Source organism: Streptomyces fuscichromogenes, from assembly GCF_014645815.1.
Classification (GTDB): domain Bacteria; phylum Actinomycetota; class Actinomycetes; order Streptomycetales; family Streptomycetaceae; genus Streptomyces; species Streptomyces fuscichromogenes.
Genome location: NZ_BMML01000022.1, coordinates 64,005 through 90,493, shown reverse-complemented (window position 1 = coordinate 90,493; position 26,489 = coordinate 64,005). Strand labels below are relative to the sequence as shown.

The following is a 26,489-nucleotide window of genomic DNA, read 5'->3' as shown; positions in this document are numbered from 1 at the left end:
CCCCATGTCCCGTCGCGATGGTGACGCCCTTCCCCTGACAGCGGCCCAGCGCGAGATCTGGCTGGCCGAGCAGAGTTCCCGGACGCCGATTCCGGGCTACCGCGTCGGCGAGTGCCTGGAGATCCACGGGCCGGTGGACCGGGAGCTGTTCGAGACCGCGCTGCGCCGGGTGGTCGACGAGGTCGACGCTCTGCACGTGACCTTCGTCGAGGACGGCGAGGGCCCGCGCCAGGTCCTCCGGGAGAGCTGGGACTGGGCTCCGGCCCACCTCGACTTCAGCGGGGAGCCCGATCCCCGGGCGGCGGCCGTGGCCTGGATGGAGCGGGACCTGCTGCGCCCGCTGGACCTCGCCCGGGACCCGCTGTTCGGCCACGCGCTGATCAAGGCGTCGCCGACGGAGTACCTCTGGTACCTGAACTACCACCACGTGGTGCTGGACGCGATCAGCAGCTCGATGCTCCGGCAGCGGGTCGGCGAGGTGTACTCGGCGCTGGCCGAGGGCGGCGCCGTGCCGCCCTGCCCGTTCGGCTCGCTGCGGGACCTGGTCGACAGCGACGCCGCCTACCGCGCCTCCGCCGACTTCGCCGCCGACCGCGCCCACTGGGCCGGGCGCTTCGCCGACCTGCCCGCCCCGACCCGCCTCACCCACGCCTCCGCGACCGACCCGCACCGCGCCCTGAGGGTGGCCGAGGAGCGGGAACTGCGCCGCCCGGACGCCCTGCGGGCGGCGGCGGGACGCTCCGGCGTCCGGTGGTCCCGGCTGGTGGTCGCGGCGACGGCGCTCTACGCCCACCGGCTGACCGGCAACCAGGACGTGATGCTCGCCCTGCCCGTCACCGCCCGTCGGGGCGCCGACCGCGACCTGACGGCGGTGCCGGGCACGACGTCCAACGTGGTGCCGCTGCGGCTGACGGTCCGGCCCGACATGCCGTGGCGCGAACTCGTCGCCCAGGCGGCGCGGGAGGTCGAGACGGCCGTCGCGCACGAGCGCTACCGCAGCGAGGACCTGCTGCGGGACCTCGGGGCCTCCGGCGGCATCGGGACGGCGTTCCCGCTGATCGTCAACATCATGGCCTTCAACTCCAGGCCGAGCTTCGCCGGGCACCCGGCCTCCGTGCACCACTTCGTCTCCGGGTCGACCACCGACCTCGCCGTCTGGGTCTTCGACTACCGGGACGGCAACCCGCCGCTGCTCCGGCTGCACGGCTCGCCGGAGGCGTACGGCCCCGACGACCTCGCCGGCCACCAGCAGCGGCTGCTCACGCTCCTTGACACCCTCGCGGACTGCGACCAGGACGAGCCGGTGGGCCGGGTCGAACTGCTCACCGCCGAGGAGCGCCGGGATCTGGCGGAGCTCGGCGCCGGACCGGTGGCCCCGGCCCCGGCCACGAGCCTGCCGGAGCTGTTCCGGGAGCACGTCCGGGCGACCCCGGACCTGGTCGCGCTGGTGTGCGGCGACGTCTCGCTGACGTACGCGGAACTGGACGCGCGGGCCAACCGGCTGGCGCATGCCCTGATCGCCCGGGGAGCGGGCCCGGAGCAGCGGGTGGCGGTGGCCCTGCCGCGCTCGGCGGAGCTGGTGGTGGCGATCCTCGCGGTGCTGAAGACCGGGGCGGCCTACGTGCCGGTCGACCCCGAGTACCCGGCCGCCCGGACCGCGTACCTGCTGGACGACGCCCGGCCGGCCCTGCTGGTCACGGACTCCCGCAGCGGGTGCCGGGTGCCCGAGTCCGGGCCCGTCGACCGGCTGGTGCTCGACGACCCGGAGACGGCGGCCCTGGTGGCCGGCTGCCCGGCGGCCGACCCGATGGCGGCCGTCGACCCGGGGCACCCGGCATACGTCATCTACACCTCCGGCTCCACCGGCAGGCCCAAGGGCGTGCTGCCGACCCACGGCGGCCTGCTCGACCTGATCACCGACCTCCGGCAGGCGCACTTCGCGCCGCTGCTGAAGAAGCGGCAGCGGCTGCGGGTGGCGCTGACCACCTCGGTGTCCTTCGACGCCTCCTGGAACCAGCTGTCCGCCCTGTTCGCGGGGCACGAGCTGCACGTCCTTGAGCACGCGACCTTCACCGACCCCGACGCCCTCGTCGGCTACGCGGCGCGCCGCGGTCTCGACTACCTCGAAGCCACCCCGTCCTACCTCCAAGAGCTGGTGTCCCATGGGCTGTTGAGTGATCCGCAGGGGCGAGTGGCCGTGCTCGGGGCGGGCGGTGAGGCCGTCCCGGAGCCGCTGTGGGAGCAGCTGCGGGCGGCGGAGGGCGTGACCTGCCTCAATCTCTACGGCCCCTCCGAATGCACCGTCAACTCGGTGGTAGCTCCGCTGGAGTCGAGCCCCCGCCCGGTCATCGGCCGGCCGGTCACCAACGCCCGGCTGTACGTGCTCGACGGCGCCCTGCGGCCGCTGCCCACCGGTGCGGCGGGGGAGCTGTACATCGCGGGTCCGGGGCTGGCCCGCGGCTACCTGAACCGGCCGGGGCTGACCGCCGGGCGGTTCGTCGCCGACCCGTTCGGGCCGGGCGGGTCGCGGATGTACCGCACCGGGGACCTGGTGCGCTGGGACGCGGCCGGGAACCTGGAGTTCCTCGGCCGCACCGACGACCAGGTCAAGATCCGGGGCTTCCGGGTCGAACTCGGCGAGATCGAGGCCGTGCTCGCCGAGCACCCGCAGGTCGCCCGGGCCGCCGTGACGGTACGCACCGAGGAGGAAGCCCGGCTGGTCGCCTACGCGGTGCCCGAGCCCGGCGCCACCGTGACCGGCACCGCCCTGCGCGACCACCTGCGCGACCGGCTGCCCCGGCAGCTGGTGCCGGCCGCGTACGTGCTGCTGGACGCGCTGCCGATGACCCCGAACGGCAAGCTCGACCGGCGGGCCCTCCCGGCGCCCGAGCGGCAGCCCGCCGGGCCCGGCCGCGCGCCGCGCACCGCGACCGAGCACCTGCTCGTCGGGTTGTTCGCCGAGGTGCTCGGGGTGGCCGAGCCCGGCCCTGACGACAGCTTCTTCGACCTCGGCGGGCACTCCCTGCTGGCCACCCGGCTGGTCGCCAGGGCCCGTTCGATCCTCGGCGTGGAGCTGCGGCTCGGCGACCTGTTCGACGCGCCGACACCGGCGGAACTGGCGGCGGCCGTGGACGTCGCGGGCCGGGCGCGTCCGGCGCTGGGGCGGCGCGAGCGGCCGGAGACCGTCCCGCTGTCCTTCGCGCAGCGCCGGTTGTGGTTCCTGCACCGCATGGAGGGCCCGAGCGCCACCTACAACATCCCGTTGACCCTGCGGCTGTCCGGGGACCTGGACCGGCGGGCCCTGGAAGCCGCCCTGGCGGACGTGGCCGAGCGGCACGAGAGCCTGCGCACCGTCTTCCCGACGGTCGACGGCGTGCCGTGCCAGCGGGTGCTGGACCCGGAGGAGGCCCGGCCGCGGCTGCGGATGACCGAACTCGGCGAACGCGAGCTCCCCGAGCGGCTGGCGCGGGCGGCCCGGTACGGCTTCGACCTCGCCGAGGAGCCGCCGCTGCACGCCGAGCTCTTCCAACTGGCGGCCGAGGAACACGTGCTGCTGCTGGTGGTGCACCACATCGCAGGCGACGGCTGGTCGACGGGGCCGCTCTCGCGGGACCTCACCGCCGCCTACGCGGCCCGCGCCGAGGGCGCCAAGCCGGAGTGGTCGCCGCTGCCGGTCCAGTACGCCGACTACGCCCTCTGGCAGCGCGAGCTGCTCGGCGACGGCTCGGACCAGGACAGCCTGCTGAACAGCCAACTCGACTACTGGCGTGGCCAGTTGTCCGATCTGCCCGAACAGGTCGAGCTGCCGTTCGACCGGCCCCGGCCGGCCGCGATGTCCTACCGGGGCGCTCACCTGCCGGTGCGGATCGACGCCGAGCTGCACCAGGGCCTCGGCGCGCTCGCCCGGGACGGCGGGGCCAGCCTCTTCATGGTGCTCCAGGCCGGACTGGCCGCCCTGCTGGGCAAGTTGGGTGCGGGCACCGACGTACCCGTGGGCGCCCCGATCGCCGGACGCACCGACGAGGCCGCGGACGACATGGTCGGCCTCTTCGTCAACACCCTGGTGCTGCGCACCGACCTCTCCGGCGACCCGTCGTTCACCGAACTGCTGGGCAGGGTGCGCACCGACGCGCTGGCCGCGTACGCGCACCAGGACCTGCCGTTCGAGCACCTGGTCGAGGCGCTGAACCCGGCCCGGTCGCTGGCGCACCACCCACTGTTCCAGACCATGCTCACCCTGCAGAACGCGCCCCTCGCCACGTTCGACCTGCCTGGGCTGCGGGTGGCGACCGGCCTGGTCCACACCGGGACGGCCAAGTGCGACCTGACCTTCATCCTGGCCGAACAGCCCGGTGCGGACGGCCTGTCGGGCGTGGTGGAGTACAGCACCGACCTGTTCGACGAGGCCACCGTCACCGGGATCGTCGAGCGGTGGCTGCGGCTGCTGCGCGCCGTCGCCGCCGACCCCGCACGGCGGATCGGCCAGGTGGACGTGCTGTCCGCCGACGAGCTCCGCGCGCTGCTCCCGGCGCCCACCGGCCTGAGCGAGGCGCCGTCGGAGAGCAGCCTGACCGCGCTGTTCGAGCGGCAGGTACGGGCGAACCCCGCCGCCGTCGCCCTCACGGACGGCGAAGTCACCCTGACCTACGGCGAGTTGAACGCCCGGGCGAACCGGCTCGCGCACGCCCTGATCGACCGGGGGGTGGGCCCGGAGCAGCGCGTGGCGCTGGCCCTGCCGCGCTCGGCGGACCAGGTCGTGGCGGTGCTCGCCGTGCTGAAGGCGGGCGCCGCCTACCTCCCGGTGGACCCGCAGTACCCGCCCGCCCGGATCGCCTACCTGCTCCAGGACGCCCGCCCCACGCTCCTCGTGACCACGAGCAAGACCGGCGACCTGCCGGGCGCGGACCCGGTGGACCGGCTGCTGCTGGACACCGCCGACCTGGACGGGCTGCCGGACACGGACCCGGAGGTCCCCCTCGGCCCAGGCCACGCCGCCTACGTCATCCACACCTCCGGCTCCACCGGCAACCCCAAGGGCGTCGTGGTCACGCACCGCAACGTGGTGCGGCTGTTCGACGCCACCGAGCGGCAGTTCGGCTTCCGCGCCGACGACGTCTGGACGCTCTTCCACTCCTACGCCTTCGACTTCTCGGTGTGGGAGCTGTGGGGCCCGCTGCTGCACGGCGGCCGTCTGGTGGTCGTGGACCACGAGACCAGCCGCTCGCCCGGCCGCTTCCTGGAGCTCCTCGCCCGCGAGCGGGTGACCGTCCTCAACCAGACGCCGTCCGCGTTCTACCAGCTGATGCAGGCGGATGCCGAGCACCCGCGCGAACTCGCCCTGCGGACCGTCGTGTTCGGCGGTGAGGCGCTGGAACATGCCCGGCTGGCGAGCTGGTACGAGCGGCACCCGGACGACGCGCCGCGGCTGGTCAACATGTACGGCATCACCGAGACCACGGTGCATGTCACGTACGCGGCGCTCGACCGGGCCGGAACCGCGGGCGGCGACATCGGCACGGCCGTCGCGGACCTGCGGACATATGTCCTGGACGCCCACCTGCGGCCGGTGGCCCCGGGCGTCCCCGGCGAGCTGTACGTCGCGGGCGCCGGCCTGGCCCGCGGTTACCTGAACCGGCCCGGCCTGACCGCCGCACGCTTCGTCGCCGACCCGTTCGGCCCGCCGGGGTCGCGGATGTACCGCAGCGGCGACGTGGTGCGCCGCGCGGCGGACGGCGGCCTGCGCTACGTCGGCCGGGCCGACCAGCAGGTGAAGGTGCGCGGCTTCCGGATCGAACTCGGCGAGATCGAGGCGGCGCTGGCCGCGCATCCCGGTGTCGCCCAGGTCGCCGTCCTGGCCCGGCAGGAGCGGGCCGACGACACCCGGCTGGCCGCGTACCTGGTGCCGGCCGCCGGTACCGCACCGAGTCCGACCGAACTACGTGCGCACCTGCGCGAGCGGTTGCCGGAGTACATGGTGCCGTCGGCGTTCGTCGTGCTGGACGCGCTGCCGCTGACCGCCAACGGCAAGCTGGACCACCGGGCCCTGCCCGCCCCCGACCTCGCCCCGGCGGCCACCGCCCGCGCGCCGCGCACCCCGCAGGAGCAGATCCTCTGCGAACTGTTCGCCGAGGTCCTCGGCGTGGCCTCGGCCGGCGTCGAGGACGGTTTCTTCGACCTGGGCGGCCACTCGCTGCTCGCCACCCGCCTGGCCGCCCGGATCCGCGCGACGCTCGGCGTGGAAATGCCGCTGCGCACCCTGTTCGAGGCGCCGACCCCGGCCGGACTGGCCGCCGCCCTGGTGGCGGCCGGACCGGCGCAGACCGCCCTGGCACGGCGCGAACGCCCCGAGGCGATCCCGCTGTCGTTCGCGCAGCGGCGGCTGTGGTTCCTGCACCAACTGGAGGGCGCCGGCGCGAACTACCACATCTCGCTGGCCTGGCGGCTGTCCGGGGATCTGGACCGGCGGGCCCTGGAGGCCGCCGTCGCGGACGTGGTGGCCCGGCACGAGAGCCTGCGCACCGTCTTCCCGGCGGTCGACGGGGTGCCGTACCAGCAGGTGCTGGAGGTCGAGGCAGCCCGCCCGCGGCTGCTCGTGAGCCGGACCACCGAGGCCGAGCTGCCGGCCGTCATGGCGGAGGCGAAGGCCCGCCCGTTCGACCTGGCGGTCGATGTGCCCCTGCGCGCCGGGCTGTTCGAGCTGGCGGCGGACGAGCACGTGTTCCAGGTGGTGCTCCACCACATCGCCGGTGACGGCTGGTCGCTGGGCCCGCTCGCACAGGGCCTGACCACCGCCTACACGGCGCGCCGCCGCGGCGAGGAGCCGCAGTGGACGGAACTGCCGGTCCAGTACGCCGACTACACCCTGTGGCAGCACGAGCTGCTCGGCGACGCGGCCGACCAAGACAGCCTGTTCGCCCGTCAGGCGTCCTACTGGACGCGGCAGTTGGCCGGCGTGCCTGAGCAGCTTCAACTGCCCGGTGACCGGCCCCGCCCGGCGGTCGCCTCGCACCGGGGCGGTTCCGTGCGTGCCGGGCTGGACGCCGAACTGCACCGCGGGCTGCGCGAGCTCGCGCGTGCACACGGCACCAGTCTGTTCATGGTGCTCCAGGCCGGTCTCGCGGTGTTGCTCGGCAAGCTGGGCGCGGGCGACGACATCCCGGTCGGCAGTCCGGTCGCGGGCCGGACCGACCAGGCCCAGGACGAGATGGTCGGCTACTTCGTCAACACCCTGGTGTTCCGTACCGACACCTCGGGCGACCCGACGTTCGCCGAACTGCTGGGCCGGGTCCGGGAGACCGCGTTGGCCGGGTACGCCCACCAGGACGTGCCGTTCGAGTACCTGGTCGAGGCCCTCAACCCGGTCCGGTCGCTGGCGCACCACCCGCTGTTCCAGATCATGCTGGTGCTGCAGAACGCCCCCCGCGCCGACTTCGCGCCGCCCGGTCTGCGCGTCGGCGACATGCCGTCGACGTCGACCACCGCCAAACTCGACCTGATCTTCACCATGTCCGAGCGGCACGCGCCGGACGGCACCCCGGACGGGATCGACGGCTCCGTCGAGTACACCGCCGACCTTTACGACCCGGCCACCGTCGAGACGGTGATCGAGCGGTGGGAGCGGCTGCTCCGCGCCGTGGTCGCCGACCCGGAGCGCAGGCTCAGCCGGTTCGGCCTGCTCACCGCCGAGGAACGCGCTGAGTTGACGGCGCTGGGCACCGGCCCGGCCGCCCAGGCCTTCACCGAGAGCCTGCCGGAGCTGTTCCGGACCCAGGTGCGTGCCACCCCGGCCGCCGTCGCGCTGGTGGGGCCGGACGCCTCGCTGACCTACGCGGAGCTGGACGCGCGGGCGAACCGGCTGGCCCATGCGCTGATCGCGCGGGGCGCGGGGCCGGAACGGCTGGTGGCGGTGGCGCTGCCCCGCTCGGCCCAGCTGGTGGTGACGATCCTCGCCGTGCTGAAGACCGGCGCCGCGTATGTTCCGGTCGACCCGGAGTACCCGGCCGTGCGGATCGCACACATGCTCGAAGATGCCCGACCGGTCCTGACAGTGACCGATGTCCGCACCCGGGGCCGGCTGCCGGACGCTCCGGCCGGGTGGCTGGTGGTTGACGACCCGGAGACGGCCGCTGTGGTGGCGGGCTGCCCGGCGACGGACCCCGCGGTGGCCATCGATCCGGACCATCCGGCGTACGTCATCTTCACCTCAGGTTCCACCGGCAGGCCCAAGGGCGTGGTGGCGACGCACGGCGGCCTGTCCAACCTGTTCGCCAACCAGGGTCCGCTGATGTTCCGGACGGGGGAGCGGGTGCGGGTGGGGCTGACCACGTCGGTGTCGTTCGACGCCTCCTGCGACCAGATGTTCGCCCTGTACGCCGGCCACGAGCTGCACGTGCTGGACGAGGCGACCTGGACCGACCCGGACGCCTACCTTGACTACGCCGCGCGGGCCGGGCTGGACACGGTCGGCGGCACGCCGTCCTACCTGCAAGTCCTGGTCGACCACGGCCTGCTGGACAACCCGCGGTGGCGGCCGTCGCTGGTCGGGCTGGGCGGCGAGACCGTTCCGGAGCGACTGTGGGAACGGTTGCGGGCGGCCGACGGGGTGTCCGCCCTGAACTACTACGGGCCGGCCGAGTGCACCGTGGACTCGACCTGCGCACCGCTGGAGTCGAGCCCGCGCCAGGTGATCGGCCGGCCGCTCGGCGGCGTCCGGCTGCACGTGCTCGACGCCGCGTTGCGGCCGGTGCCCGCGGGGGTGCCGGGTGAGCTCTACATCGCCGGTGCGGGGCTCGCACGCGGCTATCTCCACCGGCCGGGCCTGACCGCGGGGCGGTTCGTGGCGTACCCCTTCGGAACGGCCGGCACGAGGATGTACCGCACCGGCGACCTGGTGCGGTGGGGACCGGACGGAAACCTGGAGTTCCTCGGCCGCACCGACGACCAGGTCAAGGTCCGGGGATTCCGGATCGAACTCGGCGACATCGAGACGGCATTGGCGGAACACCCGCAGGTCGCGCGAGCCGCCGTGATCGTCCGGCAGGACCGCGCGGGGGACACCCGCCTGGTCGGCTACCCGGTGCCCGCCACCGGGGCGGAGCTTCGGCCGGAGGACCTGCGGGCGTACCTGCGCGAGCGGCTGCCCGACCACATGGTGCCGGCCGCGTTCGTCTCCCTCGCCGCCCTGCCGCTGAACGCCAGCGGCAAGCTCGACCGGCGCGCCCTGCCCGAGCCGGAGTACACCGCGTCGCGGGCCGGCCGGGCCCCGCACACCCCGCAGGAACAGGTACTGGCCGAACTGTTCGCCGAGGTACTGGGTCTGCCTCAGGTCGGTGTCGACGACGACTTCTTCGACCTCGGCGGCCACTCCCTGCTGGCCACCCGGTTGGTGGCCCGGGTCCGTGCCGCCCTGGGCGTGGAGCTGGCGCTGCGCACCCTGTTCCAGACCCCGACGGTGGCCGGGCTGGCCGCCGGGCTGGGCGGCGCGGACCGGGCCCGGCTCGCCCTGGGGCGGGTGCGGCGGCCCGAGCTGGTGCCGTTGTCGTCCGCCCAGCGGAGGCTGTGGTTCCTGCGCCAGCTGGAGGGCGCCGACTCGGTCTACAACATGCCGCTCGCGTGGCGGCTCTCGGGGCCACTGGACCTGGCGGCCTTGGAGGCCGCGCTGGGCGACGTCGTCGACCGGCACGAAACCCTGCGCACGGTCTTCCCGGCCGCGGACGGCGTGCCCTGCCAGCAGGTGCTGGCCACCGGAGAGGCGCGCCCGAGGCTGTCGCTCACCCCGGCCGATGGGCAGGCCCTGCCGGAACTGCTGGCGGGGGCCGCCGCGCGCGGATTCGACCTCGCGACCGAACCACCGCTGCGCGCCGAGGTGTTCGAGGTCTCGGCGGACGAGCACGTGCTGCTCCTGGTGATGCACCACATCGCCGGTGACGGCTGGTCGCTGGGCCCGCTCGCCGCCGACCTGGCCACCGCGTACGCGGCACGCCGCCAGGGCGAGGAGCCGCAGTGGGCGCCACCGCCCGTGCAGTACGCCGACTACACCCTCTGGCAGCACGAGCTGCTCGGCGACCCGGCCGACCAGGACAGCCTGTTCACCCGCCAACTGACCTACTGGACAGGGCAGTTGGCCGACCTGCCGGAGCAGATCCGGCTTCCCGCAGACCGCCCTCGCCCCGCGACCCCCTCCCACTCCGGCGGCCACCTCGCGATCGAACTGGACGCCGAACTGCACGCCGGGCTGGTCCGGCTGGGCCGGGAGCACGGCGCCAGCGTGTACATGGTGCTGCAGGCCGCCCTGGCAACGCTGCTGGCCAAGCTCGGTGCGGGAGAGGACATCCCGGTCGGCAGCCTGATCGCGGGCCGGACCGACGAGGCCCTGGACGACCTCGTAGGGTTCTTCGTCAACACCCTGGTGCTGCGCACGGACACCGGTGGCGACCCGACCTTCGCCGAGCTGCTGGGCAGGGTCCGCGAGGGCGCGCTGGCCGCGTACGCGCACCAGGACCTGCCCTTCGAACATGTCGTCGAGGCCCTCAACCCGTCCCGGTCGCTCGCCCGTCAGCCGCTGTTCCAGGTGCTGCTCGCGCTGCAGAACGTGCCCCGCACCGAGTTCGCGCTGGACGGTCTGGCCGCCGAGATCGTCCTGGTGCGGACGCCGACGGCGATGTTCGACCTCGGCTTCCACCTGCTGGAGCGCGGCGGTACCGGCGGCCCGGCCGAGGGCGTCGTCGGGCGGGTCGAGTACAGCACCGACCTCTTCGACCCCGCCACGGTGGAGGCACTGGTGGCCCGGTGGCTGCGGCTGCTGGCGTCGGTGGTGGCCGAGCCGGACCGGCCGCTGAGCCGGATCGACGTCCTCACCGCCGGGGAACGGCACGAGCTGCTGGTCGCGCGCAACGACACCGCCTGCCCGGCTCCCGATGCCGCCCTGCCCGCTCTGTTCGAGGCACAGGTCCGGGCGACCCCCGAGGCCCCGGCGGTGGTGTTCGAGGACACCGTGCTGACCTACCGGGAGCTGAACCGCAGGGCCAACCGCCTGGCGCACGCGCTGATCGCGCGCGGGGTGGGGCCGGAGCAGGTCGTCGCCCTGCGGCTGCCGAGGTCGACCGAGCTGGTGGTCGCCGTCCTCGCGGTGCTCAAGACGGGCGCGGCCTATCTGCCGGTCGACCCCGACTACCCGGCGGCCCGGATCGCGTACATGCTCCAGGACGCACGCCCGGCCGTGGTGCTGGACGACCTCGCGGCCGTCACGCCGGACGGGGAATGGCCCGAGCACGACCCGGCCGTCGCCGTGGACCCGCGGCACCCTGCCTACGTCATCTACACCTCGGGCTCCACCGGCCGGCCCAAGGCCGTCGTGATGCCCGCTGCCGGGCTGCTGAACCTGCTGGCGTGGCACCACGGTTGCGTCGGTGGCGAACCCGGCACGCGTACCGCGCAGTTCACCGCGATCAGCTTCGACGTCTCGGTGCAGGAGACCCTCTCCGCACTGCTGTACGGCAAGACCCTCGTGGTGCCGACCGAGGAACAGCGCCGCAGCGCCGAACTGTTCGCCCGCTGGCTGGACCGGCACGCCGTCGAGGAGCTGTTCGCGCCCAACCTGGTGATCGAGGCGCTGGCCGAGGCCGCCGAGGAGGCCGGGCTGGAACTGCCCAGCCTGCGGCTGATCGCCCAGGCCGGTGAGGCGATGCGCCTCGGCGGTGCCGTACGCCGCTTCCAGACCCGCCGACCGGGCCGGGAGCTGCACAACCACTACGGCCCCGCCGAGACCCATGTGATCACCGCCTACCCCGTGCCGGCCGACCCCGCCGACTGCCCGCAGCCGGTACCGATCGGCCGCCCGATCGCCAACTGCCGGGTATACGTGCTGGATTCGGCGCTAAGGCCGGTCGCCCCCGACGTTCTGGGGGAGCTGTACCTCGCCGGGTCGGGCCTCGCCCGCGGTTACCTGAACCGTCCCGGGCTCACCGCCACGAGGTTCGTCGCCAACCCGTACGGTCCGGCGGGTGCGCTGATGTACCGCACCGGTGACCTGGTCCGCTGGCGTGCCGACGGCGAGCTGGAGTTCGCAGGTCGGGTGGACCACCAGGTGAAGGTACGCGGGTTCCGGGTCGAACCGGGCGAGATCGAGGCCGAGTTGGCCGCCCACCCAGGTGTCACCCAGGTCGCGGTGCTCGCCCGGGAGGACCGGATCGTCGCGTACGTCGTCCCCATGGCCCACGCCGGGGCGACCGCGGCGGCGCTGGCGGCCTACCTGCGCGACCGGCTGCCGGACTACATGGTCCCGTCCGCGTTCGTGCTGCTCGACGCGCTGCCGCTGACGCCGAACGGGAAGCTGGACCGGGCGGCGCTGCCCGCGCCGGAACCGGGCGCGACCGCCGGCGGCCGGGCGCCGCGCACTCCGCAGGAGCAGATCCTGTGCGAGCTGTTCGCCGAGGTGCTGGGTGTGCCGCGGGTCGGGGTCGACGACGGCTTCTTCGACCTGGGCGGGCACTCCCTGCTCGCCACCCGGCTGGTCTCGCGGGTCCGGGCGACCCTCGGGATCGAGCTGGAACTGCGCAGCCTGTTCCGGGCGCCGACACCCGCCGGGGTCGCGGCCGGGTTGCGCCACGCCCGCACCGCGCGGCAGGCCCTGGTGCCCCGGCCCCGCCGTGAACCGATGCCGCTGTCGTTCGCCCAGCGCCGGCTCTGGTTCCTCCAGCAGTTCGGGGCGCCGAGCGCCACCTACCACATGCCGCTCGCCCTGCGGCTGTCCGGCGACCTCGACCGGGCCGCGCTGAGCGCCGCGCTCGCGGACGTGGCGGCCCGCCACGAGACCCTGCGCACGGTCTTCCCGCACACCGGCGGAGTCCCGTACCAGCGGGTGCTGGACCCCACCGAGGCCACCGTCCCGCTGACCGTACGCGCCGTCGGCGAGCCGGAGCTGCCCGCCCTGCTGCGCGAGGCGGCGGTACGGGCATTCGACCTGACCTCGGAAGTACCGCTGCGGGCAGAGCTGTTCGCGCTCGCCCCGGACGAGCACGTACTGCTGCTCGTCCTGCACCACATCGTCGGGGACGGCTGGTCCATGGGCCCGCTCGCCCGCGACCTCGCCACGGCCTACACCACCCGGCAGGGGGGCGCGGCGCCGGCCTGGCCGCCGCTGCCGGTGACCTACGGCGACTACACCCTGTGGCAGCACGAGCTGCTCGGCGACGAGCACGACGCGGACAGCGTGTTCGCCCGTCAGGTCACCTACTGGACCGAGGCGCTGGCCGGGCTGCCCGAGCAGCTGCGGCTGCCCGCCGACCGGCCGCGCCAGGCCACCATGTCGTACGGCGGCGACCTCCTCGAACTCCGGATCGACGCCGAACTGCACGCGGCACTGGTGGAGTTGGCGCGACACTCGGGCGCGACCCTGTTCATGGTGCTGCAGGCCGCGCTCGCCGCGCTGTACACGCGGCTGGGCGCGGGCACGGACATCCCGATCGGCAGTCCGATCGCGGGCCGCACCGACGAGGCACTCGACGATCTGGTCGGGTTCTTCATCAACACGCTGGTGCTGCGCACCGACACGAGCGGTGATCCGAGTTTCGCGGAGCTGCTGGGGCGGGTGCGGGAGACGGCGCTGTCGGCGTACGCGCACCAGGACGTGCCGTTCGAGCACCTGGTGGAGGCGCTCAACCCGTCCCGCTCGCTGTCCCACCACCCGCTGTACCAGACCGGGCTGGTCGTGCAGAACGCGCCGGGCGGCGCCTTCGAGCTGCCGGGTCTGCGGGTCTGCGGGGTGACCGTGCTCACCGGGACCGCGCGGCTCGACCTGACCTTCGGGTTCGCCGAGGAGTACGGGCCCGACGGCGCGCCGGCCGGGCTCAGCGGTGCGGTCGAGTACAGCACCGATCTGTTCGACCGCTCGACGGTCGAGGCACTGGTCGCCCGGTGGACCAGGCTGTTGGCCGCGGTCACCGCCGCGCCCGACCAGCCGATCGGCGGGATCGACCTGCTGTCCTCCGAGGAGCGCCGCGAGCTGCTGCCCGCCGTCGAGGGCGGGGCGACCGGGGTGAGCCTGCCGGAGCTGTTCGCGGCGCAGGTGGCGGCGACGCCGGACGCGGTCGCGCTCGTGTGCGGTGACAGCGAACTGACGTACCGTCAACTCAATGCGAAGGCCAACCGGTTCGCGCATGCGTTGATCGCCCGGGGGGTCGGTCCCGAGCAGGTCGTGGCGGTGGCCCTGTCGCGCTCGGTGGAGTCCGTGGTGGCCGTGCTGGGCGTGTTGAAGGCCGGGGCCGCGTACCTGCCGGTGGATCCGGCGTACCCGCAGGCCCGGATCGCGTTCATGCTGGACGACGCACAGCCCACGGTGGTGATCGACGACCCGGTGACAGTGACCGAGGGAGAGTGGCCGGACACCGACCCGCGGACCGCGTTCGACGTCCGGCACCCGGCCTACGTGATCTACACCTCGGGTTCGACCGGCCGGCCCAAGGGCGTCATGGTGAGCCACACCGGTGTGTCGGGCCTGGTGGCGACGCAGGTCGACCGGCTCGACGTGGCGCCGGGTAGCCGTGTTCTCCAGTTCGCCTCGCTCAGCTTCGACGCGTCCTTCTGGGACCTCTGCAGTGCCTTGCTCACCGGTGCCGCCCTCGTCCTGGCCCCGTCCGAGGCGCCGCTGGCGGCCCTGACGGACCGTCGGCTCGACGTCACCCACGTGACGCTTCCGCCCTCGGCCCTGGCCGCGCTGGAGCGCGCCGACCTCACGGCCACCACCCTGGTGGTGGCGGGCGAGGCCTGCACGCCGGAACTGGTGGCCCGGTGGGCGCCGGGCCGGCGGATGATCAACGCGTACGGTCCGACCGAGACCACGGTGTGCGCGACGATGAGCGACCCGCTGTCCCCGGGGGCCGGTGCACCGCCGATCGGCCGATCGGTCGCGGGCTTCCGGGTGTACGTCCTCGACGAGCGGCTGCGCCTCGTACCGCCGGGCGTGACGGGGGAGTTGTACGTCACCGGCCCCGGTCTGGCGCGCGGGTACCTGAACCGGCCGGGTCTGACGGCCGGGCGGTTCGTCGCCTGCCCGTTCGGTCCGGCGGGTGCGCGGATGTACCGTACAGGGGACGTGGTGCGCCGCCGGGCCGACGGCGAGCTGGAGTACGTCGGCCGCGCTGACGACCAGGTCAAGGTACGCGGCTTCCGCGTCGAACTCGGCGAGATCGAGGCAGCGCTGGCCGAGCACCCCGCCGTCGCCCAGGCCGCTGCCCTCACCCAGGACGACCGGCTCGTCGGCTATGTCGCGGCGCGTCCCGACACGGTCGTACGTCCGGCGGAACTGACGGCGTATCTGCGTGACCGTCTGCCCGACTATCTGGTGCCGTCGGCGCTCGTGCTGCTGGACGTGCTGCCGCTGACGCCGAGCGGGAAGCTGGACCGGGCGGCGCTGCCCGCTCCCGCTCCCGCTCCCGGCCCCGGCTCGGCCGAGGCCGGCCGGGCGCCGCGCACTCCGCAGGAGCAGATCCTGTGCGAGCTGTTCGCCGAGGTGCTGGGTGTGCCACGGGTCGGGGTCGACGACGGCTTCTTCGACCTGGGCGGGCACTCCCTGCTCGCCACCCGGCTGGCCGCGCGGGTGCGCTCGGTGCTCGGTGTGGAACTGGGGCTGCGCGCGCTGTTCCTGGCGCCCACCGTGGCGGGCCTCGCCGAGGCGCTGGCCGGAGCCGGTCACGCCCGCCCGGCGCTGACCACACACGAGCGGCCGGAGGCGGTGCCGCTGTCCTTCGCCCAGCGACGGCTCTGGTTCCTGCACCGCATGGACAGCACCGCCGCGACCTACCACATCCCGCTGGCGCTCCGGCTGACCGGGACGCTCGACCGGACGGCGCTGGACGAGGCGCTGGCCGATGTGGTGGCCCGGCACGAGAGCCTGCGGACGGTCTTTCCGGAGGTCGACGGCGTACCGTGCCAGCTCGTCCTGGACCCGGCCGAGGCCCGGCCCCGGACGGGGCTGACAAGGGTGTCGGAGGCCGAACTGTTCGAGCGGCTCGCCGGGTTCGCCCGACACCCCTTCGACCTGGAGGCCGAAGCGCCCCTGCGTGCTGAGCTGTTCGCGCTCGCGCCGGACGAGCACGTGCTGCTGCTGGTGATGCACCACATCGCCGGCGACGGCTGGTCCACCGGCCCGCTGGCCCGCGACCTGGCCGAGGCGTACGCCGCCCGGTGCGAGGGCCGCGCGCCGCACTGGCCGGTCCTGCCGGTGCAGTACGCGGACTACACACTGTGGCAGCGCGACCTGCTCGGCGACGCCGCCGACCCGGAGAGCCGGTTCGCCGAACAACTCGACTACTGGAAGCGTCAGTTGTCCGACCTTCCGGAGCTGCTCCAGTTGCCCGCCGACCGGCCGAGGCCTGCCGTCGCCGGCTGGCACGGGGACCACGTCGGCCTGGAGCTGAGCCCCGAACTGCACGCGGCACTGGTGGAGTTGGCGCGCCGCTCGGGCGCGAGCCTGTTCATGGTGCTGCAGGCGGCGCTCGCCGCGCTGTACACGCGGCTGGGTGCGGGCACGGACATCCCGATCGGCAGTCCGATCGCCGGGCGCACCGACGAGGCGCTGGACGATCTGGTCGGGTTCTTCGTGAACACGCTGGTGTTGCGCACCGACACGAGCGGTGATCCGAGTTTCGCGGAGCTGCTGGGGCGGGTGCGGGAGACGGCGCTGTCGGCGTACGCGCACCAGGACGTGCCGTTCGAGCACCTGGTGGAGGCGCTCAACCCGTCCCGCTCGCTGTCGCACCACCCGCTGTTCCAGACCATCCTGGCGGTGCAGAACGCTCCGATGGGCAGGTTCTCGCTGCCCGGCCTGGATGTCGCCGCCTACGCGGTGGCCACCGGGACCGCCAAGTTCGACCTCGGTGTGAGCCTTGTCGAACAGTTCGGCCCCGACGGCGGTCCCGCGGGGATCGTCGGCGCGGTGGAGTACGCCACCGACCTGTTCGACCGCTCCACGGTCGCGGCCCTTGCCAGGCGCTGGACGCGCCTGCTGGAGGCGGTCACCGCCGACCCGGACCGGCCGATCGGGGGTATCGAGCTCCTCGACGCCGACGAGCGGCACCGTTTGCTGGAGCAGGGCGACGCGACCGCCCGGGAGGTGGCGGCCGTGCCGGTGCCGCAGGCGTTCGCGGCGCAGGTGAGGGCGACTCCGGACGCGGTCGCGCTGGCTTGTGGCGATGCCGAGTTGACGTACCGTCAGCTGAACACCCGGGCGAACCGGTTCGCGCATGCGCTGATCGCCCGGGGCGTCGGCCCGGAGCAGACTGTGGCGGTGGCCCTGCCGCGCTCGGTGGAGTCCGTGGTGGCCGTGCTGGGCGTGTTGAAGGCCGGGGCCGCGTACCTGCCGGTGGATCCGGCGTACCCGCAGGCGCGGATCGCGTACATGCTGGCGGACGCCCGGCCGGCCCTGGTGGTCGACGACCCGGCGCTGGTGACCGAGGTGTCCGCATGGCCGGAGACCGACCCCGTGGTCGCGCTCGACGTCCGGCATCCGGCCTACGTCATCTACACCTCGGGCTCGACCGGTCGCCCCAAGGGCGTCGTGGTCGCCCACGGCGGCGTCGCGAGCCTGGTCGCCGGACAGATCGAGCGCTTCGCGATCCACCCCGACAGCCGGGTGCTCCAGTTCGCCTCGCCCAGCTTCGACGCCTCGGTGTCGGAGATCTGCACCGCCCTGCTGCGTGGCGCGGCCCTGGTGCTGCCCCAGGCGGCGGACCCGGTCGCCGCGCTGACCGACCGGGACCTCGCGGTCACCCACGTGACCGTGCCCCCGTCCGTCCTCGCCGCCGTGCCGGAGGGCTCGGTGCGGGTGTCGACCCTGGTGGTGGCGGGTGAGGCGTGCCCGCCGGAGCTGGTGGACCGCTGGGCGTCAGGGCGCCGGATGGTCAACGCGTACGGTCCGACGGAGACGACGGTGTGCGCGACCATGAGCGATCCGCTGTCCCCGGGAGCGGGCGTACCACCGATCGGCCGTCCGATCGCGGGCGCCCGGGTGTACGTGCTGGACGAGCGGCTGCGGCCGGTACCGACGGGTGTGGCGGGGGAGCTGTACGTCGCGGGTGCGGGGCTGGCCCGCGGCTACCTGAACCGGCCGGGTCTGACGGCCGGACGGTTCGTCGCCTGCCCGTTCGGGACCGGTGAGCGCATGTACCGCACCGGAGACCTGGTGCGCTGGCTGGGAGACGGCCAGCTGGAGTTTGTCGGCCGTGCCGACGACCAGGTGAAGGTGCGCGGCTTCCGGGTCGAGCCCGGCGAGGTCGAGGCGGCGCTGGCCGAGCACCCCGCCGTGGCCCGCGCCGCCGTCCTCGCCCAGGACGACCGGCTCGTCGGCTATGTCGTCCCGCACCAGGACGAGGCCCGGGACAGCGGCCTGGAAGCCGACCACGTCGGCGAGTGGCAGGACATCTACGACGCCCTGCCCATCACCCCCGAGGAAGCAGGCTTCGGCCAGAACTTCGTCGGCTGGAACAGCAGTTACGACGCGAGTCCGATCCCGGTCGAGCAGATGCGGGAGTGGCGGGACGCCACCGTGGCCCGCATCCTGGCCCTGCGCCCCCGCCGGGTGCTGGAGGTCGGCGTCGGCACCGGACTGCTGCTCTCGCAGATCGCACCGCACTGCGAGACCTACTGGGCGACGGACTTCTCCGCCACGGCGGTCGACGCGCTGACCGCGCAGGTCGCCCGGCAGGACGGGCTGGCCGAGCGTGTGGTGCTGCAGACCCGCCCGGCGCACGACACCGACGGTCTGCCGGCCGGGCGGTTCGACACCATCGTGATCAACTCGGTGGTGCAGTACTTCCCGTCCGCCGACTACCTCGCCGACGTCATCGGGAAGCTGATGCGGCTGCTCGCCCCCGGCGGCACGCTCTTCGTCGGCGACGTCCGCAACAAGCGGCTGCTGCGCCCGCTGGCCACCGCGGTCCAACTGCACCGCACCGGTGCCGACGGTGACCTCGCGGCGGTGCGCCGCGCGGTGGAGCAGGCCGTCAGGGTGGAGAAGGAACTGCTGGTCGACCCGGACTTCTTCGCCGTCCTGCGGGAGCGCGGCACGGACATCGGTGCGGTGCAGGTGGAGGTCAAGGGTGGCCGCCACCACAACGAACTGACCCGCTACCGCTATGACGTGACGCTGCACAAGGCCCCGGTCGTTCCGGCGGCCCTGGGCCGGACGGCGGTCGAGCTGGAGTGGGGCCGCCGGCTCGCGGGACTGGCCGAGCTGCGCGAACTCCTCGCCCAGCCGCCCGCCGACGTGCTGCGGATCACCGGAGTGCCGAACCGCCGGGTGCTGCGCGAGGCCGCCCTCTCCCGGGCGGTGCAGAACGGCGACGGCTCGCTCGCCGAACTGCTGGAGCGGCTGCACGGACCGGAGGAGAGCACCCCGGAGGGGGCCGAACTCCCCGACCCGGAGGACTTCCGGGCCATCGGGCTGGAGTTCGACCGCTGGGTGGGCGTCACCTGGTCGGCCACCGCTGCCGACACCCTGGACGTCGTCTTCGCCGACCCGTCCGACCCGCAGGCGCAGCACGCCTGCCCGGTCGAGCCGTACCGGTCGGCCCGGACCGCCGACGGACCACTCTCGTCGCTGACCAACCGCCCGACCGGCAGCCGGGGCACCGGCGCCCTCATCGGCGAACTCCGCGAATGGCTGCGCGGGCGACTGCCCGACTACCTGATCCCGTCGGCGTTCGTGGCCCTGGAGACGCTGCCGCTGACGGCCAGCGGCAAGCTCGACCGCCGCGCGCTGCCCGCGCCCGAACTCGGCTCGGCCGGAGCCGGGCGGGCGCCGCGCACCCCGCAGGAACAGCTCCTCGCCGAGTTGTTCGCCGAGGTGCTGGGCCTCGCCCAGGTCGGCGTCGAGGACAGTTTCTTCGACCTGGGCGGACACTCACTGCTGGCGACCCGCCTGGCCTCCCGCGTCCGGGCGACCCTCGGCGCCGAGCTCGAAGTCCGGACCCTGTTCGAGACGCCGACCGTGGCCGGACTGGCGGCCCGCCTCGACGGCTCCGGCTCGGCGCGGCCCGCGCTGACCGCCCGGCCGCGGCCCGACCACGTGGAGCTGTCCTTCGCCCAGCGACGCCTGTGGTTCCTGCACCGGATGGACGGGCCGAGCGCCACCTACAACATGCCGCTCGCGCTGAGCCTGACCGGCGAACTCGACCGCCCGGCCCTGCACTCCGCGCTCGCGGACGTGATCGCCCGGCACGAGAGCCTGCGGACCGTCTTCCGCGAGACGGACGGAGTGCCGTACCAGGTCGTGCTGAGCGCCGCCCAGGCGCGCCCGGAGCTCCCGGTGGCCGAACTCGACGAGAGCGGGCTGGCCGAGAGGCTGGCGCGGACGGCCCGGCGGGGCTTCGACCTGGCGGCGGAGCCGCCGGTCCGGGCGGAGCTGTACGCACTCGCGCCGGACCGGCACGTGCTGCTGGTCGTGGTCCACCACATCGCTGCCGACGGCTGGTCGATGGGGCCGCTCTCCGGCGACCTCGCGGCCGCCTACACCGCGCGCTGCCGAGGCGAGGAGCCGCAGTGGGCCCCACTGCCGGTGCAGTACGCCGACTACACCTGCTGGCAACGCGACCTGCTCGGCGACACTGACGACCCGGACAGCCTGTTCGCCCGGCAACTGGCTTACTGGAAGGAGGAGTTGACGGGTATCCCGCAGCAGGTGCAACTGCCCGCCGACCGGCCCCGGCCGCCGGTGGCCTCCCAGCGGGGCAGCCGGGTCGTGGTCGGCCTCGACCCCGAACTGCACCAAGCGCTACGGGACCTGGCCACCGAGCGCGGCGCCAGCATGTTCATGGTGCTCCAGGCCGGCCTCGCCGCACTGCTCACCCGGCTCGGCGCCGGCACCGACATCCCCGTGGGCAGCCCGATCGCCGGCCGTACCGACCAGGCGCTGGACGACCTCGTCGGTTTCTTCGTCAACACGCTGGTGCTGCGCACCGACACCAGCGGCGACCCCGGCTTCGCCGAACTGCTCGACCGGGTACGGCAGAAGGCGCTCGCCGCCTACGACCACCAGGACGTGCCGTTCGAGTACCTGGTCGAGGTGGTCAACCCGGCCCGTTCGCTGTCGCACCACCCGCTGTTCCAGATCATGCTGGCCCTGCAGAACGCGCCCGTGGGCGAGTTCACGCTGCCGGGCCTGTCGACCGGTCACCTGGAGGCGTCGACCGGGACCTCACGGGTCGACCTGACGTTCAGCCTGACCGAGCAGTTCAACTCCGACGGCGGCCCCGACGGCCTGGCCGGCGCCGTGGAGTACGCCACCGACCTCTTCGAACCGGCCACCGTGGAGCTGCTGTTCGCCCGCTGGGCACGGCTGCTGCGCGCGGCGGTCGCCGACCCCGGCCGGCCGATCGGCCGGATCGACATCATGTCGGACGAGGAACGCGACCGGCTGCTGTCCGAGTCCACCGGCGACACGGTCGAACTGCCCGCGGCCGCGCTGCCGGAGCTGTTCGCCCGCCAGGTGCGCGCCACCCCGGACGCGGTGGCCGTCGTGGCGGGCGCCACCGAGCTGACGTACCGGGAACTCGACCGGCGGTCCAACCGCCTCGCACGCGCACTGATCCGTCAGGGCGTACGGCCGGAGGCACCGGTCGCCGTGCTGCTGGACCGCTCGGCGGACCTCGTCGTGGCGCTCCTGGCGATCATCAAGGCGGGCGGTGCCTACACACCCCTCGACGCGCGCTTCCCGCGGTCCCGGATCGACCTGATCCGCCAGGAGGCCGGCGCCGCCCTGGTACTCACCGAGGACGTGCTGACCGCGCTGATCGAGGGCGAGCCCGACCCGTCCGATGTCGAAGTACGCTGCGATCAGCGGCAGTTGGCGTACGTGATGTACACCTCCGGCTCGACCGGCCGACCGAAGGGCGTGGCCGTCACCCACCGTGACGTGGTGGGCCTCGCACTCACCCCCGAGTACCGCGGCGGCGGACACGAGCGGGTGCTGATGCACTCCCCGACCGCCTTCGACCTCTCGACCTACGAGCTGTGGGTGCCGCTCCTCAACGGTGGCCGGATCGTGGTCGCACCGCCCGAGCGACTCGACCTCGACCTGCTCCAGCACACCGTCAGCACGCACGGGGTCACCGGACTGTGGCTGACAGCAGGCCTGTTCCGCCTGGTCGCCGAGGAACGCCCGGCCCTGCTCGCCGGGGTGCGCGAGGTGTGGACCGGCGGTGACGTGGTCTCCCCGGCCGCCGTCGCCCGGGTGCTGGACGTCTGTCCCGGCATCGAGGTGGTCAACGGCTACGGGCCCACCGAGGCCACCACCCTGGCCACCTGCCACTCCGTGGACAGCCTCCCCGAGAACGCCGCGACCGTGCCGATCGGCGGACCGATGGCGAACATGCGCGCCTACGTCCTCGACGAACGCCTCAGGCCGGTGCCCACGGGTCTGGTCGGTGAGCTGTACCTCGCGGGGACGGGTGTGGCCCGCGGCTACCTCGGCCGGCCCGGCCTGACGGCGGAGCGCTTCACCGCCGATCCGTACGGGCCGCCCGGGAGCCGGATGTACCGCACCGGCGACCTGGCGTGGTGGCCGGCCGAGGGCACACTGGAGTTCGCCGGACGCACCGACCACCAGGTGAAGCTCCGCGGCCTCAGGATCGAGCCCGGCGAGATCGAGGCGATTCTCGCGAGCTGTCCGGGCGTCGCCCAGGCGGCCGTCGTCGCCCGCGAGGACCGGCCCGGCGACAAGCGACTCGTCGCCTACCTGGTGCCCGCAGCCGAGGGCGTGCCCGAGACCGGCGAGCTGTCCGGGCGACTGCGCCGTGACCTGCCCGACTACATGGTGCCGTCGGCGTTCGTCACCCTCGACACGCTGCCACTGACCGCCAACGGCAAGCTGGACCGGGCCGCCCTGCCCGCCCCCGAGTACGGGGCGAGGGGCACCGGACGCGGCCCCCGGACGCCGCGGGAGCAGCTGCTGTGCGACCTCTTCGCCGAGGTCCTCGGCCGCGAACAGGTACACATCGACGACAACTTCTTCGACCTGGGCGGGCACTCGCTGCTGGCCGCCCGCCTGGCCTCCCGCGTCCGTGAGACCCTCGGCCTGGAGCTGGGCCTGCGCATGCTGTTCGAGGCACCGACCGTGGCAGGGCTCACCGAACGCCTGGTCATGGACGACCCCCGGGACGCGCTGGACGTGGTGCTGCCGCTGCGCTCGACCGGGGAGGCCACACCGCTGTTCTGCATCCACCCCGGCGGCGGCATCAGCTGGTCGTACAGCGGGCTCCTGAACCACGTCGGTCCCGAGCATCCGGTCTACGCGATCCAGGCGCGCGGCCTCGGCCGCCCCGAGCCCCTGCCGACGTCCTTCGAGGAGATGGCGGCCGACTACGCCGACCAGATCCGCAAGATCCAGTCCGAGGGCCCGTACCTGCTGCTCGGCTGGTCCGCCGGCGGCCTGATCGCCCACGCGATCGCCTGCGAGCTGCAGGCACGCGGCGAGCGGACCGCGCTGCTGGCCATCCTCGACGCCTACCCGGTGAAGGACGTGCGGTTCGAGGAGATGCCCGTGCCCACCGAGCGGGACGTGCTCGTCGGCGTGCTCGACGTCGACCCGGACGAGCTGGGCGACCGGGAGCTGACCTACGCCGAGGTCGCCGAGGTCCTGAACCGGCGGGGCAGCGCGCTGCAGGGACTGACGGAGCAGCAGATCGAGGTCATCGTCCACATCATGATCAACAACGCGAAGCTGGCCGTCGACTTCGTCCCCGCCGCCTTCGACGGCGACCTGCTGCTGTTCAACTCGACGATCGATCGCGACGGGGACGACGCCGGGCCCGCGACCTGGCGCCCGTACATCGCGGGCCGGATCGAATCGCACGAGATCACCACCCGGCACAACCGGATGACCGAAGCCGGCTCGCTGGCCCAGATCGGCCCGATCCTGGCCGCCCGCCTCGACGCGGCCACCGATGACACCACCCTTTCCCACCAGGAGGACTGACCCATGACCAACCCCTTCGAGGACGAGAACGGCACCTTCCTCGTGCTCACCAACGACGAGAACCAGCACTCGCTGTGGCCGCAGTTCGCGGACGTCCCCGACGGCTGGAGCGTCGCGCACGGACCCGACACCCACGCCGCCTGCCTGGAGTACGTCGAGCGGTCCTGGACCGACATGCGGCCCAGGAGCCTCGCCGACGCCATGAACGCCCAGCAGTAGCAGGGCGCGCAGTGAACCTGACCGACACCGCCGACGAGGCCCGCGCCGGCGCGGGCCTCGCCCGGTCCGACGACCTCGCCGCGGCCCTGCTCACGCCCGAGGCCCGCCGGGACCCGTACCCCTTCTACGCCCGCATGCGCCGCGAGGACCCGGTCCACCGCAGCGCCCAGGGCATCTGGTACCTCACCCGGTACGCCGACGTCGAGGCGGCGCTGAGCGACCTCAGGCTCTCCAACGACCGGGACCGGATGACCCGCGCCTACAGCGCGCTCGGCGGCGACCTCAAGGCCTTCAGCCGGCTCACCGACCGGCTCGGCCGGGTGATGAGCAACACCGACCCGCCGGACCACGCCCGGCTGCGCAAGCTGGCCAACCGGGCGTTCACCGCCCGGCGCGTCGAAGCCCTGCGCGACGGCATCCAGCGGATCGTCGACCGGCTCATCGACGAGGCGGTCGCGGCCGGGCCGGCCATGGACCTGATCGAGGCCGTCGCCTCGCCGTTGCCGATGTCCGTCGTCTGCGAGCTGTTCGGCATCCCCGCCGAGGACCTCCCGCAGGTCAAGACGTGGTTCCACCGCTTCGGCAGGCTCAGCGAGGACATCGACAAGTCCGAGGCGGCGATCGAACAGTACGAGGAGTACCTCGCCCGGCTCGTCCGCCGCCGCCGGGCCGACCCCGGCGACGACCTCATCAGCGCCCTGGTCGCCACCCAGGCGCAGGACGACCGCCTCACCGACTCCGAGCTGCTGGCCACCTGCTTCGTCCTGATCACCGCGGGCGACGAGACCACCACCCACCTGGTCGGCAACGGCATGCTCGCCCTGCTGCGCCACCCCGGCCAGCTGGCCCGGCTGCGCGCCGAGCCGACGCTGATCCGCACCGCCGTCGAGGAACTCGCCCGCTACGACACCCCGACCCAGGCGATCGTCCGGGTCGCCGCCGAGGACGTCGCGATCGGCGGGCGGACGCTGCGCGAGGGCGAGCTGGCCTACCTGTTCCTCGCCGCGACCAACCGGGACCCCGAGCGGTTCGAGGACCCCGACCTGCTCGATCTGACCCGCCCCGGCAACCGGCACCTCAGCTTCGGCAACGGCCCGCACTTCTGCCTCGGCGGCCCGCTGGCCAAGCTCCAGGCGGAAGTGGCCGTGAGCACGCTGGTGCGCCGGCTCCCGCACCTGCGGCTGGCCGACGACGCGGTACTCGACTGGCGCCCCAACCCGTTGCAACGGCGGCTCACCGCGCTTCCGCTCACCTACTGACCCATGAACGACGAAGGAGAAGTGACCATGGCCCGAGAGTTCGAGGTCCGCCGGGAACAGGATCTGCCCGCCACGCCCGAACAGGTCTGGGACGCGGTCGCCACCGGCGCCGGCAACCTCGGCTGGCTGTACCCGATGGAGGTCGAGCCGCGCGTCGGCGGAAAGGCCACGCGCGGCGACAGCACCGTCGTGGCGTGGGAGCCGCCGCACCACTTCGCGGTCCGGGCGACCCAGGACGGCGGGTTCTCCAACACGCTCACCTACCGCATCGAACCGGCCGACGGCGGCACGAGCCACCTGCGGATGGGAATCCACTGGGTGCACACGGGCGTCGTCGACGACACCTGGAACTGGGACACCAAGTCGGACGCGGCGGAGAAGCACGTCGACTTCTACCAGCACTCCCTTCCCGAGTACCTGAGGCACTTCGCCGGCCGCCCCGCCGTCTACGTCAGGGCCGCCCGTGGCGAGTGCACCGAGGACCCCGCCGACTTCGCCGCTCTGCGTCGGCGCCTCGGCCTCGCCGACGACGCCGCCGTCGGCGACCGGCTGTCGCTCGACCTCCCGGGCTCGGACGGCGGCTCGACGGAGGTGGTCGTGGACTGGCTGAGCCCCGACTTCCTGGGCCTGCGCGGACCGGACGCGCTGTACCGGTTCTTCAACGGCAGTTCCTGGAACTGGCCGATCTGGCTGGGGCACCACCTGTTCGCCGAGGAGGCGGAGGAGAAGCCGGCCGTCGAGGCCTGGGACGCCTGGCTCAATGGTTCCTGAACCCGACTGAACCCGCCGCACGACACGACCGAAGGACCTCTGGTGGAAAAACTGCTCTATGCCGCCGAACTCGTACGGGAAGACGGCACCTACAAACTCGTCGTGCAGGACGTGGTACGGGACACGGTCCAGGTCACCCCGGTCCCCGAGTCCGCGGTGGCCAGGCTCCCGGCCTTTCTTTCGGTGCTGAGTTCCAAGCTCGGCTCGGCGTCGGCACGCGGTCGCTGGTAGCCCGGCCTCCGGCGGCGCCGGGCTGGTGCCCTTCGGCACGT

Annotated in this window: 5 protein-coding genes; all 5 read left to right on the top strand. The window is 73.6% G+C overall.

What is annotated here, in order from left to right:
- Window positions 1–4: 4 nt before the first annotated feature.
- Genes IEZ11_RS36655 through IEZ11_RS36635 form a run of 5 tightly spaced genes read left to right on the top strand, consistent with a single transcriptional unit; the run spans window position 5 to window position 26,448 of the window.
- A complete protein-coding gene (locus tag IEZ11_RS36655; RefSeq protein WP_189267314.1) occupies window positions 5–23,968 on the top strand; it encodes a non-ribosomal peptide synthase/polyketide synthase in 23,964 nt (7,987 codons plus the stop codon).
- Between the two features lie 3 nt (window positions 23,969–23,971).
- Window positions 23,972–24,187, top strand: coding sequence for an MbtH family protein (locus IEZ11_RS36650; RefSeq protein ID WP_189267313.1), 216 nt, complete (start codon window positions 23,972–23,974; stop codon window positions 24,185–24,187).
- Between the two features lie 11 nt (window positions 24,188–24,198).
- Complete coding sequence (locus tag IEZ11_RS36645; RefSeq protein WP_189267312.1) at window positions 24,199–25,446, top strand: cytochrome P450; 1,248 nt, start codon at window positions 24,199–24,201, stop codon at window positions 25,444–25,446.
- A 27-nt stretch (window positions 25,447–25,473) separates the two neighbouring features.
- On the top strand, window positions 25,474–26,217 hold the full coding sequence (locus IEZ11_RS36640; RefSeq protein WP_189267311.1) for an SRPBCC family protein: 744 nt from the start codon (window positions 25,474–25,476) through the stop codon (window positions 26,215–26,217).
- Between the two features lie 42 nt (window positions 26,218–26,259).
- Window positions 26,260–26,448: a hypothetical protein gene (locus IEZ11_RS36635; protein WP_229713582.1), complete on the top strand. Its 189-nt coding sequence runs from the start codon at window positions 26,260–26,262 to the stop codon at window positions 26,446–26,448.
- Window positions 26,449–26,489 lie beyond the last annotated feature (41 nt).

What these genes read in the sequence shown, in the direction of transcription:
- IEZ11_RS36640 (WP_189267311.1), top strand. Translation starts at nt 25,474, where the DNA reads ATGGCCCGAGAGTTCGAGGTCCGCCGGGAACAGGATCTGCCCGCCACG.
- IEZ11_RS36650 (WP_189267313.1), top strand. Translation starts at nt 23,972, where the DNA reads ATGACCAACCCCTTCGAGGACGAGAACGGCACCTTCCTCGTGCTCACC.
- IEZ11_RS36655 (WP_189267314.1), top strand. Translation starts at nt 5, where the DNA reads ATGTCCCGTCGCGATGGTGACGCCCTTCCCCTGACAGCGGCCCAGCGC.